The organism is Dorea sp. 210702-DFI.3.125 (assembly GCF_020560945.1).
Lineage (GTDB): Bacteria > Bacillota > Clostridia > Lachnospirales > Lachnospiraceae > Dorea > Dorea formicigenerans.
On record NZ_JAJCNF010000017.1, the window covers coordinates 21139 to 38224 of the forward strand.

Genomic DNA, 17086 nt, shown 5'->3' on the forward strand with positions numbered 1-17086 from the left:
TTTCGTCCATGGCATTATCAAATTCCCAGTACGATCAATTGATGCGCGATTATGAGCAATTACAACTGGATAACGAGCATGAACTTCGTCTTCGTTTTGATGAAGTTTATGCGAAGATTCCAAAGCTTCGCACAATTGATGACACGATTTCTTCTCTGAGTGTTGAAAAAGCAAAGAGACTGCTGGAAGGAGACGAAGATGCTCTTTCTTCATTTCATGAAAAGCTCCTGACATTAACTGGCGAAAAGCAGAAGCTTCTTACGTCTCACGGATTTCCATCTGATTATCTTGAAAAGCATTATCACTGTCCAGACTGTCAGGATACCGGATATATTGGAACACGCAAGTGCCACTGTATGAAAAAGGCAATTATCGAGCTTCTATATAACGACTCGAACTTGAAAGGAATTTTAGAGCAGGAAAATTTTCACACATTTTCTCTGGACTACTATTCCAAAAGCCATATTGATCCGCTGACCGGAAGATCGGCAAGAGACGCCATTGAAACCGCACTTCGTGTCTGTCATCATTTTATTGATACATTTTCCAGTGAATTTCATAATATTCTTTTATATGGAGATACTGGTGTTGGAAAGACATTTCTCACTCACTGTATTGCAAAGGAATTAATGGATCACTCTTATTCAGTTATTTATTTTTCTGCAGCAGGGCTTTTTGATTTTCTTGCTAAGAATACTTTTGGTAAAAGAGATGAGATCGATGAAGATGCACTCTCCCATATTTGCAGCTGTGACTTGCTAATTATTGATGATCTTGGCACAGAGCTCGCGAATAGCTTTACGGTTTCACAATTATTTGTTATACTTAATGAGCGAATCTTACGAAAGGAAGCGACAATCATATCTACGAACCTGTCGCTCGAAGATATAAAAGCAATTTATTCTGAACGAATTTTTTCACGTATCAGCAGCAGCTATTCTATGCTCCGTCTGACCGGTGACGATATCAGAATTCAAAAAAAATTATTAAACCTAGGAGGTACAAAAGATGTTACGCCGTAACGAACGTAATCTTGACAACATCCCTGCAGGAACACTTGGAATCATCGCAATTGATGGCTGCCAGGCGATGGGAAAGGAAGTCGATCATTTCATCACTACATGGCGCCATGAAGATGGACACAAATTCATGGATGATGTAGTATTCAGTGGATATCAGAGAGATTCTTATCTCGTAAATGCTCATGTACCACGTTTTGGTTCCGGGGAAGCCAAAGGTGTGATTGATGAGTCTGTCCGTGGTATGGATCTTTACATTTTGGTCGATGTCTGCAACTACAGCCTGACATATTCTATGAGTGGAAACACAAATCATATGTCACCAGATGATCATTATCAAAACTTAAAGAGAATTATCGCTGCTGTCGGTGGTAAAGCAAAACGTATCAACGTTATCATGCCATTCCTCTATGAAAGCCGTCAGCATAAGAGAAGCTCTCGTGAGTCTCTGGACTGCGCACTCGCACTTCAGGAGCTGACACACATGGGCGTTGATAATATTATTACATTTGATGCACACGACCCTCGTGTACAGAACGCAATCCCGCTTTCCGGATTCGAGACAGTGCGTCCAACTTATCAGTTTGTAAAAGGATTATTAGATCGATACGATGACTTAATCATCGACAGTGACCACATGATGGCGATCAGCCCAGATGAGGGTGCTACAGAGCGTGCTGTATATCTGGCAAACGTTCTGAACCTGGATATGGGTATGTTCTATAAGAGACGTGATTACACACGTGTGGTAAATGGACGCAACCCAATCGTTGCTCATGAGTTCCTTGGTTCTTCTGTAGAAGGAAAAGATGTTATTATTCTGGATGACATGATTTCTTCCGGAGACAGCATCCTGGATGTTGCAAAACAGTTAAAGAGCCGCAATGCAAAACGTATTTTTGCAGCTGCTACATTTGGACTCTTTACAAATGGACTGGATAAGTTCGATGAAGCCTATGAAAGTGGTCTGATTGATGGAGTTTTAACAACGAATCTGATTTACCAGACACCGGAACTTCTTTCCAGACCTTATTATATCAACTGTGATATGAGTAAATATGTTGCTCTTATGATTGATACTCTGAACCACGACGGATCTATCAGTGATATTCTGGATCCTAGTGAGAGAATTCAGGTATGCGTTGAGGAATACAAGAAAGCTCACGGTCAGTTATAACAGCTGCGTCTGTTCAAGAATGCCTCGGCATTCTTGCTGCGAGGTGCGCGTCATGCAATTGCATGACATACTTCTACTGCGCATCTCTGCAATCCTGCCGGAGGCTATATCAGCTGGGGGATTGACTCCCAGCTGATATAAAAAGCAGATAAGTGAATGTAGTTCAAGAATTTTACATTCATTCATCTGCTTTTGTCTACTGTAATTTTATATAATTACAATTTTTAACTCCCATTTCGGAAAGTATCTTCATCTCTCTTTTCTGACAGGTGAACAATAATACCTGTTTTCCACTTTTTGCAAGCCATTCCAACACACTTTCCAGCCGTTCCTCGTCATAACTTACAAATGTATCATCCAGAATCACCGGAAGTTCTTCTTCTAACAGTACTTCTGATGCTGCCATTCGAAGTGCAAAATATACCTGCTCTGCTGTTCCCTGGCTGACTCTTGCAATATCTACTTTGCGCCCTTCACTCAGTAAGCTGATATTTAATCCTTCTTCTACATTTAATCGGGTATATTTCCCTTCTGTAATAAATTCCATAATCTCTGAAACCCGGTCATTTAATTTTCCTCGAAGCTTCTTCTGCATCTCTCCAGAAAGTTCCTGAATTTTATCAATCGCAAGCTGTCTTGCCTCCGCCTGGGCATTCAGAATTCTCTCCTCATCACTGATCCCGTCTAACTCTTCCAGGTCTTCCTTTAGATTGGAATAACGTACCCGCTTATCCCCAAGCTCCAACGCATTTCTCTCCAGTTCCCATTTCAGACGGTCTGTAGGAATCTTCTCCTCTTGAGGTGTAATCTCCTCCAAAATTTTTTCCGGCTCTGTCTTCTCAACTTTTTTACTGATCTTCATCCGGTTCCACACATAGATGCTGGAAAGCAATACTAAAATAATTGCGACCAGATAATTCCACGGACGTTTCAAAAGCCACGCACACAGAACCACTGCCAGTACCGCTGCCAATATTTCCAATGGATGTACTCTCCATTTAGATGGCCGTATCTCATCTATCATGTGTTTGGGTTCTTCTTCATCCTGCTTAAGCAACAGCCTGGATTCTCGCTCCCGCACTTTTCTAAACTCAATCTCTTCTTCCAAATGTGCCTGTTCTTCTTCCAGTTTATGAATATCACGCCACACATAAGACATTTCCTGAGAAATGTGTTCTCTTTTATCCTGGCGTTTTTCCATTTGCTTTTGCATCTCATGCAAACTTTCTTTTTTCTGCTCTTTCAAATAATCTATAGCTGCCGCCAGATCAAGTTCCCCATCTCCGGTCGCATAATAATTAGATGCGTAATTTTTCAATTCCTCGGAGAGCGTCATTCCAGGCTTTACCCTCATCTGTGCCATAGCCATCGTATCATCATAAATTTGTGGACTCAAATCACCCATGAGCATCTGAAGATCTCCATCTTTCACAGACAATTCTTCTGCATCTTCCAGACAGACAAGCGTCTCATTTTTCCCATACCGGTCAAAATTTCTGGACAGAAGAAATTCCTTATCTCCTGATTCAAATTTCATTTCCCCACAATAATAATTCGGATTTTCCCACGGTTCATATCTGGAAAATGTATCCTGCGCCGCAGCTCTTCCACGCCCTCGTTCCAACCCAAAAAGCATAGCTCTGATAAACGTATAAAGGGTAGACTTTCCAGACTCATTTTCTCCATATATCACATTCATTCCATCTAAGAAATGAATTTCTTTATTTGTAAACTTTCCAAAGTTCTTAAGTCTCAACTCTTTGATTTTCATATTAGCCTCTTCTTGTCTCCATCAATGCCCGCACTCCCTCACAAAGCACCTGATGTTCCAGACTATTCTCAGGATACTGTTCCAGCTCTGCCACAAATGCCCCAAGAATATTTCCCTTATTTGCTTCTTTCAACTTATCGAACTGATACGCCGGTCGTGTCTGATCTGTAATCTCGATCACATTTCCATATGGATCCAGCGTGTCCACATTGTAAGAAATTTCCGGGTCACGCATTCCGTCCAGAATAATCTTGTAAATATTTTCCTTTCCTTTTTCATCTATAACTTTCGCAACTGTCTCTTTTAGTTCATGCTCTGTCATAGACGGATTTGCTTCGATCGTCTGATGTATGTAAGATCTCATTGCAAATGGTACGAATCTTATCCTGCATCCCTTGGTCGTGATCTCTCCGTAAATGTATCCGTGCGCTCCAGTATCGTTTTTATCGATTGGCTCCAACGCTCCGGCGTAAGCAATTTTATCCGGACAGATAATCTGCGGTTTATGGATGTGCCCCATTGCAATATAATCATAACCAAGCCCCAGCAGATTTTCTTTCTTTATCGGAATATGGCTGTCATCTCCTCCGTGCGCAAGCAAAATCTCATATGGCTGTCGCCGCTGTGCAAATGCATCACAATAGCATTCCTCTGTAATCTGTTTCGTATCATAGCTCATGCCATAGATTGCCAGACTGTATGCTGGAAATTCCACGCATTGAATCTCCCTGTCCAGAATCATATGCACATTTTTTGACCACTGAAACGTCCGATAATAAGAATCTCTCTTCAGATAATCATGGTTTCCTGCAATGATAACCACCTCAGTCATGGTCAGTTTTGAAAAAAGATAATCCAGTTCTTTTAGTTCCCGTCTGAGCGGCTGCCTGTGAAACAAGTCGCCTGCGATCAGAAGCATTTCCACATGCTTACTTTCACAGACTTCGAGTACTCGTTCAAGACTGGTCCATATCTCCTTTTCCCGCTTTTCCTTTCGGGAGCTTCCAATGTACGGGTCTGCCCCCAAATGTATGTCTGCGATGTGTATGAATCTCATTTTTTCTTCCCTCTTCATTTTCTTCCAGTTCATTTTCCGACGGCAGTGTCACAATAAATTGCGTATGTAAATCGTCACTTTTCGCCATGATCTGTCCATCATGTAGTTCCACAATCTCTTTTGCAATCGCAAGACCAAGTCCTGCTCCTCCGGTTCCGGTCGACCTGGAATTATCTACCCGGTAAAATTTTTCAAAAATCGTCTGCAGCATATCTCCCGGAATCCGGTCTCCGCTGTTTGTAAATGTAATCTCGATTTTATTATTTTTCATTCTGGCCTGAATCTCAATTTTGGTATTCTCATAACAATATGCAATGGCATTTCTCAAAATATTATCAAAGACACGGGCAAGCTTGTCCGGATCACCGTAAACTTCCAGATTCTCTTCCACATCCACATCACAAGTAAGCTTTTTTTCCTGAAGTACGCCATAAAGTTCGTCTGCAATCTGCTCCAGCATCATAGTCAAATTGATCTTCACCGACTCCAGCTCGATATTCTGCAAATTGTACCTTGTAATGTCAAAAAACTCATTAATTAATTCACCGAGACGATTGGATTTCTCCAGAGCAATATGAATATATTTCTTTCGCTCCTCCTCCGGCATCTTTGGATATCCGTCCAGCATACTTAAGTAAGCCACAATAGAAGTCAAGGGTGTCTTTAAATCATGCGCCAGAAACAACACCAGATCATTTTTTCGTTTCTCGCCTTCCACTGACTCCAACTCCTGCCGTTTCAGGGTAGCTTTAATCTCATTTAATCGAATCTCAATCGGTTTCAATTCTGTGATCAGGTGAATCGGTTCCGTAGATTCCGACAGAATATTTTCAATTCCCTCTCCCACCTGGTCCAGATACTTTGTCATTTTCGAAAGTGCCACATAGAAAAAAAGAGCAAACAAAAGCAAAAAGCCTACAACCATGAAAAATGTCTTGTTATCTCCTATCAATTTCCAATACAGGCTCCGTGCAGTCGGTTCACTCACTTGCAGTTTCGTCATTATTTTTACAAAATTCCTGGCGAAACTGTCATTATAAATTCCATCGATCACATAATTCAGCAAAAATCCACCCACCAGAACTGTCAGTGCCGTAACAAGCACCGTCTGCAAGAGAATACTGAATTTTAATTTACGATAATTATTCTTCAACCTTATATCCAACTCCCCATACAGTCTTAATGAAATCAGATTTTCCGGTAGGTCCATTCATTTTTTCCCGCAAATGCCGGATATGAACCATGACCGTATTGTTGCTGTTCTTATAGCATTCTTCCTTCCAAACCTTGTGGAATAACTCCTCAGAACTAATAACCTTGCCTCGGTTCTCACAGAGCAGCCACAGAATATCAAACTCAATCGGTGTCAGTGTCAGCGGCACTTCATTGTAAGTACACTCATGAGACTGCCGGTTCAGGAACAGACCGCCAAAATCAATCACATCCCCCTCGTCCTTCGTACCCTCATTGTACTGCGTATAGCGTCGAATCTGTGCTTTCACCCTGGCAACCAGCTCCAATGGATTGAAAGGCTTTGGAATATAATCATCCGCACCAAGTGTCAGACCCGTGATCTTATCCATATACTCCGTCTTCGCTGTCAACATAATCACAGGAAATGTATATTTCTCCCGAATCTGCTTCAAAATCTGGAATCCGTCCACATCCGGAAGCATGATATCCAGAATCGCAAGATCAATCTTCGTACTGGCAATACAATCAAGCGCTTCCTGACCCGTATAAAATTTCAGCACATTATACTGATCATTCTTCAAGTATAACTCGATAACATCAGCAATCTCTTTCTCATCATCCACTACTAAAATATTCATACAATTCTCCTCTTTTTCAATTGGGGACGGGGTTTTTTCAAAAAAACCCCGTCCCCAATTGAACTTTAACCTGTCCCTTTCTGATTGTGTCAAACATTTTCTACAATTTCAGGGGCTATTTTTCTGTTATAACTCGCAGTTATTTACTGTTCTTGGGAATGGTACTACGTCACGGATATTGCCCATTCCTGTCAGATACATGATGCATCTCTCGAATCCAAGTCCGAATCCGGCATGTCTTGTAGATCCGTATTTTCTAAGATCCATGTAGAATCCGTAATCTTCTGTCTTCATTCCGAGTTCTTCCATGCGTGTTGCAAGCTTCTCGTAATCGTCTTCTCTCTGGCTTCCTCCGATGATCTCACCGATTCCTGGTACGAGGCAATCGACTGCTGCCACGGTCTTTCCATCTGGGTTCTGTTTCATGTAGAATGCTTTGATATCTTTCGGATAATCTGTTACAAATACTGGGCGTTTGTATACTTCCTCTGTCAGATAGCGCTCGTGCTCTGTCTGAAGATCGATTCCCCATGATACTTTGAACTCGAATTTATCGTTGTGCTTCTTTAGAATCTCAATTGCATCTGTGTATGTGATTCTTGCAAATTCAGATGTTGCAACGTTGGTCAGTCGATCGATCAGCCCTTTGTCTACAAATGAATTGAAGAAATTCATCTCTTCCGGTGCGTTTTCCATCACATAATTGATGACATATTTTAACATGTCTTCTGCAAGGTCCATGTCGTCCTCCAGATCTGCAAATGCCATCTCAGGCTCTAACATCCAGAACTCTGCCGCATGTCTTGTTGTGTTGGAGTTCTCTGCGCGGAATGTAGGTCCAAATGTATAAACATTTCCAAATGCCTGTGCGTATGTCTCTGCATTTAACTGTCCGCTTACGGTAAGGCTTGTCTCTTTTCCGAAGAAATCCTGGGTATAATCTACTGCACCATTCTCTGTCTTCGGTACATTTTCCATGTCCATCGTTGTTACGCGGAACATCTCTCCGGCTCCTTCACAATCACTTCCTGTAATGATCGGTGTATGTACATACACGAATCCTCTCTCCTGGAAAAATTTGTGAAGTGCGTATGCCGTCAGGGAACGAACACGGAATACTGCCTGGAATGTGTTTGTTCTCGGTCTTAAATGTGCGATAGTACGAAGGTACTCAAAGCTGTGACGCTTCTTCTGAAGCGGATAATCCGGCGCGGAAGCGCCTTCTACTGTTACAGTCTTCGCCTGAATCTCAAATGGCTGTTTTGCCTGTGGTGTTGCAACCAGTGTACCTGTTACAACAACAGCTGCTCCTACATTGAGTTTGGAAATCTCCTCAAAGTTCTCCATATCATCATGATATACGACCTGAAGTGGTGTAAAAAATGTTCCATCATTGATGACAATAAAGCCAAATGCTTTGGAGTCTCGGATACTTCTTACCCATCCCCCAACGGTAATTTCTTTATCCAGGTATGCTTCCTGGTTCTTGTATAATTCGCGAATTTCAATTAAATTCATACCAAATACTCCTTCTACTGTCTTAAAAATACTTTCTTCTGACGCCATGCATAGGAAATGCACCTTCCTATTATACAAAGAAATGTGTCAGATGCCATATATCGTTTATTATAGCACAGAAGTTGTGATTACCCAACCCCTGACTCGTGCGATTATTTACAATTCACCGATTATTCACCGATTATCTCACAGATTATTTACAATATCTTATTTACAATATTTACCATACTTACGATTATTTACAATTTATGACTGATTTATGTCTCAATTAGTTATTCACTCCATGATGCGCTACGAAGCTATCACGATCCAGTGCTTTAAATGTATATCCCAGTGACTGATAATGTTCAATAATCTGTGGCAATGCCTCTACGGTCGTCTGTTTTCCATGGGAATCATGACAAAGTAAAATGATGTTGTTAGAATCAAAGCTCGTTGCCTGCGCCACCAGTTCTTCGGTCGTTCTCACAGACCCATCGCCGGAACTTCCATTCCAGTCATAATACTGATATCCACGGTTTTGTACTTCCTGCACAAGCGTGGACATGATTCCTGCTGTATATTTCTTTGATACAGTATTTGATGATCCACCCGGGAAACGGATAAAACATGGTACATAGCCAATCTCTTCCTGTACCATCTGCCCAATCTGATCCAGATCTTGAAAATACGCATCAACCGATGCATAAACCTTAGCATAATCATGTGAATATGTATGCATTCCAATTGTATGTCCCTTGTCATACGCAGCCTTTATCATATCTTTGTATTCCGGCATCTCACCTGTCACAAAAAATGTTGCCTTTGCATTATATTTATCCAGAATATCCAGAACTGCCTGTGTATTATCTGATGGTCCGTCATCCAATGTCAGATACACGATTTTCTCATCGGACTGTTCTGTCGTTCCGACTGAAACTCCCGGTTGCACTGCAAAATTACTACGGTCAGGAACTGCCGCGTCTCTATCACCAGTCTCTTCTTCCGTACCCTCCGTCTCTTCTTCTATCTCATTTTCTTTCTGCGCAGCTTGGGGTGTCTGCTCTGTCTTTTTCGCCTTCTGATTATGAATCTTCGCAGCCTCTTTTACACTTTTATCTCTCTGAATAAAAATTGCCACTGCTGCCATGATCAGCAGTACAAGAATAATCATTTCTATTGCTACTATTTTATTTCTTTTACCACCCTTGTTTTTCTTTCCGTTATCATTTTTTCCGGTCTTTTCTTCTCTATCTGACATATATCCTCCTATTTTATTTCACAAATCTATTGTTTCAAACCTTTTTGACTCTAATATCATTATATGCGACATAGCCACTTCTATCAAGACTGACCATTTGTATCCCCCGGAAATTATACGTTCAAGAACGCCTTCGGAATTGACATCCTACGAAAAATGTATAAAATTGACTTCAGAACCAACTAGTTCTGTTATCTGTAAAAAATATTGGGATAAAAGCTCCCCCACTATAAAAATACGACAGGAGGCATCTTATGACATCAACCGCAACATACCCTACTATCTCCAACTGGCTTGACAACCACAGAGATGAACTTATTCAGAAATCATGCTATATCTTCGAACATCCGGAAACAGCTTACAAAGAAAAACTTTCTTCAAAATGTCTTGCGGATTACCTGGAAACACAGGGATTTCAAATAGAATGGAATACTGCTGGAATCGAGACTGCATTTACTGCGGCCTGGACCAATTCTGACATCGATATTACTAAAATCCAGCCAGCCGGGAAAAACGTTTCATCTTCTAACGAAGTTCCAATCATTGGTTTTCTCGCTGAATATGATGCTCTTCCGGAAATCGGACACGCATGCGGACACAATCTTCTTGGAACAGCAGTCTGCGCAGCTGCCTGTGCATTGAAAGCAGATTATGAATCCTCTGGTGAACCGATTGTAATTCGTGTTTACGGCTGCCCGGCGGAAGAGATCATGTCCGGAAAAATTATTATGGACGAACAGAATGTGTTCGATGACCTGTCCATCGCAGTGACCTGGCATCCATTCGACCGCAACCGTGTCAGCAATGACATCTGGCAGGCGCAGGACATTAAAAACTATACATTTCACGGAGTCAGCGCACATGCCTCCCGCTCACCGGAAAGCGGTCGCAGCGCCTTAGATGCTGCCGAGCTTATGAATATTGGCGTGAATTATCTCCGCGAACATGTAACAGATGACGTCCGCATGCATTATGCTTACATGGATAATGGTATTCCGGCAAATGTTGTACCTGACTTTGCAAAGACGAATTATTTTATCCGCTCTACCAAAAGAAGCCGCACGGAAGATGCAAGCAAACGCGTGGATGCATGTGCAAAAGGTGCAGCTATGATGACCGGAACAACTGTCGATATCGAATTAGTTGGAAGCTGCATGGAAATGAAAGTCAACCGTCCGCTAGTGGAAGTTTACTATGAAGCTATGACTCATATACCAACACCTGAATATACAGATGCAGAACTGGATTTTGCAAAAGACATTTCAGAAAAGGCCGGACTTATGAACAATGGAAAATATTTTGCAGGACTTTATCCGCTGGAGGACACACCAGTTCCACTTTCCATTGGAACCGATGCCTCCCAGGTCAGCCATACCGTTCCCCTCATCACCATCAGCGCTGCTACTATGTGCCACGGCACCGCACTTCACCACTGGGCAGCCAGAGAACAGGCCGGCATGAGTATTGGACATAAAGGTATGCTTTATGCAGCCAGATGTATGGCAGAAGGTACAAAATTGTTGCTTTCTAAACCAGAATATTTACAGGCTGTGTGGGATTATCATAATGTTCCTCAAGACTAAATATGCACTTTCTGATAAGTATCTGACATTATAGAAATGATACTCAGGCAAAAGTGTAAAGAAATTGCAAAAAAATTCATATTTGTGTAAAAAAATTCATTGTAACCCTCCTCGAATAGTGCTAAAATGAAAACTGTTTTTTAGCACTTATGATTGAGGAGGATTTTAATTTACAATGGAAAAGAAAAAACGCTTTAAAATGCCACATGCGTATGTCATTATTTTCATAATGACAGTCATCACTGCAATTCTGGCTAACATTATTCCAGCCGGTACATTTGACCGTGTCGAAGACGCTTCCGGTAACTCTGTTGTTGTCGCAGACAGTTTTCATCATGTCGATAAAATCGGCTGCAGCATTTTTGATATGTTCAAATCTTTCCAGATTGGATTTGAAGACAGTGCACAGATTATTTTCTTTATCATCTTTGCATATGCATTTGTATATGTACTTTTAAAAAATGGTACATTTGACGCACTGGTTGGTTCTGTACTTCGTAAAGTTGGTAACCGTATCGAACTGATCATTCCGGTATGTATGATTTTATTCGGACTTCTCGGTTCCACCATGGGAATGTTTGAAGAGACTTACGGACTGATTCCTGTGTTTATCTCCATCGCCATGGCACTCGGATACGATGCCATCGTCGGCGGCAGTGTCATTTACCTCGGTGTCGCAGTCGGATTTGCCGCTGCAACCATCAACCCATTTACTATTGGTATCGCCCAGGAAGTTGCAGGCGTGAAGATGTTCTCCGGTCTTGGTTACCGTATTCTTTGCTTTGTCGTATTCATGGGCATCAGTATCTGGTATGTATGGCGCTATGCACGTAGAATCCAAAAGGATCCGACAAAATCTTACCTTTACGGAGAAAAGATTGAGACGCTCGAATGTGCTTCCCGTGAGGAAATGATGGAGATCAAGATGACAACCACTCACAAACTGAGCTGTCTGTTATTCGTATTTACAATTGGTATGCTTCTTTACGGAACGATCAAACTTGGCTGGTACATCGACGAAATTGCAACCCTGTTCATTATTATGACAATTGTATCCGGACTTGTATCCAGATTTACACCAAGTGAGATTGCAGATATTTTTATCGAAGCAAGTAAGGAAATGATGTATGGTGCACTTCTTGTTGGTATCAGCCGAAGCATCGCTGTTATCATGGAAAATGCACAGATCATTGATACCGTTGTATACTGGCTCGCTACCATGCTCCAGCATTTCCGCGGTATGGCAAGTGCAATGGGTATGTTATTTGCTCAGAACATTATCAACTTCTTTATCCCAAGTGGTGCCGGACAGGCTCTGATCACAATGCCAATCCTTGCCCCAGTCGGAGAAATGGTTGGTGTCAGCCGTCAGGTCAGCGTCCTGGCTTACCAGTTTGGTGATGGATTCTCTAACATTTTCTGGCCAACAAGCGTATTTATGATGTGCGGAATCATGAGACTGCCAATTAACAAATGGTATAGATTCGTAACACCACTGTTCCTGATCATTTTCGCTGCTTCAATCGTATTACTCGGAGCTGCGGTAGTGATAGGATATTAGTTACCGTTAATAGCATAGAGTGAAATAATCTTTCCCAGGCACGCTCTCGCTACCTTCCGCTGGCAGCGGTACATAAGGCGCTAAAGAACACCGCCTAAGTACCGGCCGCGTCAGAGTACCTGTTTCAAGATTATTTCACTCTTTTATATTGCAGTAAACCGGAAGTATGAGTGTGAGTGTGGCTGTGCAAAGCTTTCTTTTTAGGGCTTTTGTAAGTCCTGATGAAGAAATGTAAATATAGAATATTTTTGTAAAGGAGATTTATATATAATGAATAAAGAAGAACTTTATCTTGCAGAGGATAATCTTGCTGCTGAGATTGAAGAAATCAGTGAGTTTGTGTTTAATCATGCGGAGCTTGGCAGTGAGGAATTTAAGTCCTGCAAGTATCTTGTTGAGAAATTAAAAGAGCATGGATTTACGGTAACTTGTCCGTATCTGGATCTTGATACTGCTTTTCGTGCAGAACTTTACTGTGGTGAGGGTCCGAAAGTTGCTGTGCTTCCGGAGTATGATGCGCTTCCGGGATATGGTCCGAACAAGGACGAGGTGGCCCACGCGTGCGGACATAACTGGATAGCCGCTTCCACACTCGGTGCTGCCCTGACTCTGGCAAAATTCAAAGATCAGATCAACGGAACGATTGTTGTCATCGGTGCCCCTGCCGAAGAGACAACCGGTGGTAAATGTGATATTGCCAACCGTGGCGGTTATGATGATATCGACGCTGCACTTCAGTTCCACTTAGGCGCTGAAAACAACATGAATATTATGACTCTGGCTATGGATTCTATTGAATTCCACTTCCAGGGTACCGCCTCCCATGCAGCCGCCTATCCTGAAAAAGGTGTCAATGCTCTGGACGCTGTAAACCTGATGTTTGCAGGAATCAATGCAATGCGCCAGCAGACAAGAAATGACGCCCGTGTAGCAGGGATCATAACTTCCGGTGGTGCTGCATGTAATATTATTCCTGATTACGCAGCATGCCAATTCTACATTCGTGCAAAAGACCGCGCTTACTTGGAGGAACTGACTCAGAAAGTCATTAATTGTGCAAAAGGCGCAGAACTTATGACTGGTGCAAAACTGGAATACTTCAACTTCGAGAATTCTTATGATGACCTTGTATATCATGATGGACTTCGCGCCCTGATGCGTAAGAACTTAAATGATCTGGGTGTTACAGATTTCGTAGACAGTGATGAAGAAGCAAGTGGATCCAGTGATATTGGAAATGTATCTCATGTATGCCCGACCGTATACTGCGAGTTAGATACCGGTGCAAGACCGAAAGTATTTGCACATCACGAGACATTTCTGAAATATGTACATGGAAAAATGGCACGCCATACACTTCATACCGCCACAAAAGCATTGGCAGCTACCGCGCTGGACGTATTCGAAAATCCGGACATTGTAAAGTAATTAAAGAATCGACTAAAAAAGGTCCACCGGACCTTTTTGTCGTATGCTTGGCAACAAAAAATCCTGTAGATTATTGTATATCATATACATCTCTGCAGGATTTTTATATTTCTTATATTTCTTTTTTTCTATATCCTTAAAACTCTTCCACCGGCTTCTTATGTATCTTCATATGCAGCTTTCTTACTCCGCTGACAAGCTTTGTCAGATACCGGAACAATGGCTCTGTCGCAATAGAAAATACTACGAACAGCATAATACATTTTGTGGACATTCCGGTAATCGCGAACAGCTTCGGCAGGAAAATGGAACAGCCTAAAAGTCCAATAACTGAACCTACCCATACACAGCCACGCAGCCAGTTGAATGGCTCACAGATTTTGAACAGAATCATAAATCCTACAATGGCAAGGAGCATCGTTCCTGCTGTGGAAATGTCTGTCTCTCCCAGTCCAAATGTCTGCCCAAAGACTGCCATGGCAGCTACCGCCAGTACGTCAGTCAGGCCGGCCGGCAGAGCTTTTAACACCACATTTGTCAGGAAATGTCCTTTGATCACATCTTTATTCGGCTGGAATGCCAGGAAGAATCCCGGAATTCCAATGGTGAACATGCTGATCAGTGAAATCTGTGACGGCCGTAATGGATAGCTCATCATAAATACAACCGAGAACAGGGACAACAGGAATGAGAAAATGTTCTTTACCAGGAACAGGCTGGCTGATCGCTGGATATTGTTGACCACTCGCCTTCCTTCTAATACAACTGACGGCATACATGCAAAGTTGGACTCCAACAACACAACCTGCGCCGCCTGGCATGCCGCATCACTTCCCGATGCCATAGCTACGCTGCAATCCGCATCCTTAAGTGCCAGCACATCGTTAACTCCGTCACCGGTCATGGCAACAGTCTTTCCCTGATCTTTCAATGCTTGAACAAACTGTCGCTTCTGCCCCGGTGTCACACGCCCAAATACCGTATATTTTGCAATCGCATTTGCAATATCCTCATCTGTCTGAAGTGTCGTCGCATCAACATATTCCTCTGCATTTACAATACCGGCTTCTTTCGCGACCTCTGATACAGTCAGCGGATTATCACCGGAAATAACTTTGACTTCCACGCCCTGCTCTGCAAAGTATGCAAATGTCTCCGGTGCTTCTTTACGGATTGGATTTGCCAGAAGGACATATGCCATCGGCAGAACCTTTCCTGTCAATTTTCCGCCATCTAATGCTGCATCATAAGAGCCAAATACAAGTACACGATACCCTTTTCTTGCATACTCGCTGATATCCGGTTTGTAAGTATCATAATCCTCGCGGAGCACGAACTCCGGAGCTCCGATTACATAAGACTTCTCCCCGAACATGACTCCACTGTATTTTGTCACAGAAGTAAATGGAACAACCTTAGAGGCAGACTGTTCCGTCTTCTTTTTAAAATAATCCTTCAACGCCTCCATGGTGCTGTTATCGCTGCTCATGGCTCCCACAAAATCAGACAGAAGACCATTTAACTCCGGCATCTTCTCTGCATCATATTCCTTTGTCGGGATCATGTCTTTGACACTCATAGAATTCTCAGTGATCGTTCCTGTCTTATCCACACAAAGCACATTGACGCGAGCCAGCGTCTCAATACTCTTCATATCGTGAAGCAGAACTTTCTTATGAGCCAGTCTCATAGAACTGACAGCCAACGCCACACTTGCCAGCAGATATAATCCTTCCGGAATCATACCAAGAACTGCTGCCACCATAGAAACAATACTGTTTCGGAAGCTCTGATCATTAAAGAAAAATCCTTGTACAAACAACGTAATACCAATCGGAATCAACGCAATACCGACAAATTTTACCAACTTATCCAGTGAGCGGATCATTTCCGACTGCTCGCCTTTCTTCATAGCCTTCGCTTCCAATGTCAGCTTGGAAATGTAAGAATCCACTCCGACTTTATCAAGACGGGCATGGCACTCTCCCGCTACCACAAAACTTCCGGACATAAGCTCCGCTCCCGGAGCTTTCGTAATCTCATCAGATTCACCAGTCAACAGTGATTCATTGACTCGCACTTCGCCGGATACTACAATTGCATCGGCACAGATCTGATTTCCCGCTTTGAATATTACAATATCATCCAGTACCAGTTCTTCTGAATCCACTAACGACTTTTTCCCGTCACGCACAACACTGGCATGCGGTGCATTTAACATGTTCAGCTTTTCCAATACATTTTTCGCACGAATCTCCTGCACGATACCAATTAATGTATTAAAAATAATGACTGGAAGAAATGTCAGATCACGAAATGAACCGACAAGACATAACAAAATTGCCAATACAAGAAAAATTAAGTTAAAGTAAGTACAGACATTTTCCCGGATAATTTCTTTCGTGGTCTGTGCCGGTGGTGCGACTGACACATTGCGCCAACCATCCTCACGGTGCTGCTCCACCTGAGCCGCCGAAAGTCCCGCTTCGGGATTCGGATTATATCTCGGTGTCTCCCGGCGCTCTATCTCATAATCCTGCGGTTCTTCCAGAACCTCATGCTTTTTACGCAATGCCATAAATATTCCTCCTGTGTATCTGAAGCTTCAAGATATCTGCCCGTCATTTTCTGGCAAATCTTAGAATCTATCATACAATATGAAAATTTTTCCTTTATGGTATTTATTATACATCGAAACCCTTTCCCAGACTATGAATTCTTTGTTAAAAAATTCTAAGAAAGAATAAAAGAACTTGATGAACATCCGGAGCTAAATAAAAACAGAAAAATTACTCAAGCACAAACAGAAAAAATAGTAAAATTTATATTATTTCACATTGAATTCCTTAAGAAAAGGGCACCCCTGATTACAGTTAGGGACACCCTTAATCGCTGATGGT

At 42.2% G+C, this 17086-nt stretch carries 12 protein-coding genes; 5 read left to right on the forward strand and 7 right to left on the reverse strand.

From position 1 onward, the window contains the following. Positions 1 to 8: 8 nt before the first annotated feature. Entirely contained in the window at positions 9 to 1022 is a 1014-nt protein-coding gene (locus LI164_RS09385; RefSeq protein WP_117657390.1) for an ATP-binding protein, read from the forward strand. Beyond that, complete coding sequence (locus LI164_RS09390; RefSeq protein WP_005335161.1) at positions 1009 to 2196, forward strand: ribose-phosphate pyrophosphokinase; 1188 nt, start codon at positions 1009 to 1011, stop codon at positions 2194 to 2196. The genes LI164_RS09385 and LI164_RS09390 overlap by 14 nt, the downstream gene beginning before the upstream one ends. Positions 2197 to 2392: 196 nt before the next feature. Here the strand turns inward: LI164_RS09390 and LI164_RS09395 are convergent, their stop codons facing one another. The 6 genes from LI164_RS09395 to LI164_RS09420 form a co-directional block, all read right to left on the reverse strand. Then, positions 2393 to 3967, reverse strand: coding sequence for an ATP-binding protein (locus LI164_RS09395; RefSeq protein WP_227087030.1), 1575 nt, complete (start codon positions 3965 to 3967; stop codon positions 2393 to 2395). Position 3968: 1 nt separating this feature from the next. Beyond that, the gene (locus LI164_RS09400) at positions 3969 to 5024 is read right to left on the reverse strand and encodes a DNA repair exonuclease (RefSeq protein WP_227087031.1); all 1056 of its coding nucleotides are present in this window, start codon (positions 5022 to 5024) and stop codon (positions 3969 to 3971) included. Beyond that, complete coding sequence (locus LI164_RS09405; RefSeq protein WP_168933861.1) at positions 4924 to 6177, reverse strand: sensor histidine kinase KdpD; 1254 nt, start codon at positions 6175 to 6177, stop codon at positions 4924 to 4926. The genes LI164_RS09400 and LI164_RS09405 overlap by 101 nt, the downstream gene beginning before the upstream one ends. After that, a complete protein-coding gene (gene vanR / locus LI164_RS09410) occupies positions 6167 to 6856 on the reverse strand; it encodes a VanR-ABDEGLN family response regulator transcription factor (protein WP_005337379.1) in 690 nt (229 codons plus the stop codon). The genes LI164_RS09405 and vanR overlap by 11 nt, the downstream gene beginning before the upstream one ends. 126 nt (positions 6857 to 6982) lie before the next feature. Continuing rightward, entirely contained in the window at positions 6983 to 8374 is a 1392-nt protein-coding gene (gene asnS / locus LI164_RS09415) for an asparagine--tRNA ligase (protein WP_118447398.1), read from the reverse strand. A 268-nt stretch (positions 8375 to 8642) separates the two neighbouring features. Continuing rightward, a complete protein-coding gene (locus tag LI164_RS09420; RefSeq protein ID WP_117495698.1) occupies positions 8643 to 9614 on the reverse strand; it encodes a polysaccharide deacetylase family protein in 972 nt (323 codons plus the stop codon). Positions 9615 to 9868: 254 nt separating this feature from the next. Between LI164_RS09420 and LI164_RS09425 the strand changes: the two genes are divergently transcribed. From LI164_RS09425 to LI164_RS09435, 3 genes are all read left to right on the forward strand, one after another. Further along, positions 9869 to 11197 (forward strand): amidohydrolase, encoded by a 1329-nt coding sequence (locus tag LI164_RS09425; RefSeq protein WP_005335142.1) that lies wholly within the window; start codon positions 9869 to 9871, stop codon positions 11195 to 11197. A 175-nt stretch (positions 11198 to 11372) separates the two neighbouring features. Then, on the forward strand, positions 11373 to 12758 hold the full coding sequence (locus LI164_RS09430) for a YfcC family protein (protein WP_005335140.1): 1386 nt from the start codon (positions 11373 to 11375) through the stop codon (positions 12756 to 12758). A 270-nt stretch (positions 12759 to 13028) separates the two neighbouring features. Further along, positions 13029 to 14186 carry a M20 family metallopeptidase gene (locus tag LI164_RS09435; RefSeq protein WP_147567480.1) on the forward strand — a complete coding sequence of 386 codons (1158 nt, stop codon included), beginning with the start codon at positions 13029 to 13031 and terminating at the stop codon, positions 14184 to 14186. Between the two features lie 136 nt (positions 14187 to 14322). On the opposite strand, the gene LI164_RS09440 is transcribed toward LI164_RS09435, so the two are convergent. Beyond that, entirely contained in the window at positions 14323 to 16764 is a 2442-nt protein-coding gene (locus LI164_RS09440; RefSeq protein WP_227087032.1) for a cation-translocating P-type ATPase, read from the reverse strand. Positions 16765 to 17086: the final 322 nt, after the last annotated feature.

What these genes read in the sequence shown, in the direction of transcription:
- LI164_RS09395 (WP_227087030.1), bottom strand. Translation starts at nt 3,967, where the DNA reads ATGAAAATCAAAGAGTTGAGACTTAAGAACTTTGGAAAGTTTACAAAT.
- LI164_RS09400 (WP_227087031.1), bottom strand. Translation starts at nt 5,024, where the DNA reads ATGAGATTCATACACATCGCAGACATACATTTGGGGGCAGACCCGTAC.
- LI164_RS09420 (WP_117495698.1), bottom strand. Translation starts at nt 9,614, where the DNA reads ATGTCAGATAGAGAAGAAAAGACCGGAAAAAATGATAACGGAAAGAAA.
- LI164_RS09440 (WP_227087032.1), bottom strand. Translation starts at nt 16,764, where the DNA reads ATGGCATTGCGTAAAAAGCATGAGGTTCTGGAAGAACCGCAGGATTAT.
- LI164_RS09390 (WP_005335161.1), top strand. Translation starts at nt 1,009, where the DNA reads ATGTTACGCCGTAACGAACGTAATCTTGACAACATCCCTGCAGGAACA.
- LI164_RS09385 (WP_117657390.1), top strand. Translation starts at nt 9, where the DNA reads ATGGCATTATCAAATTCCCAGTACGATCAATTGATGCGCGATTATGAG.
- LI164_RS09425 (WP_005335142.1), top strand. Translation starts at nt 9,869, where the DNA reads ATGACATCAACCGCAACATACCCTACTATCTCCAACTGGCTTGACAAC.
- LI164_RS09435 (WP_147567480.1), top strand. Translation starts at nt 13,029, where the DNA reads ATGAATAAAGAAGAACTTTATCTTGCAGAGGATAATCTTGCTGCTGAG.
- LI164_RS09430 (WP_005335140.1), top strand. Translation starts at nt 11,373, where the DNA reads ATGGAAAAGAAAAAACGCTTTAAAATGCCACATGCGTATGTCATTATT.
- asnS (WP_118447398.1), bottom strand. Translation starts at nt 8,374, where the DNA reads ATGAATTTAATTGAAATTCGCGAATTATACAAGAACCAGGAAGCATAC.
- vanR (WP_005337379.1), bottom strand. Translation starts at nt 6,856, where the DNA reads ATGAATATTTTAGTAGTGGATGATGAGAAAGAGATTGCTGATGTTATC.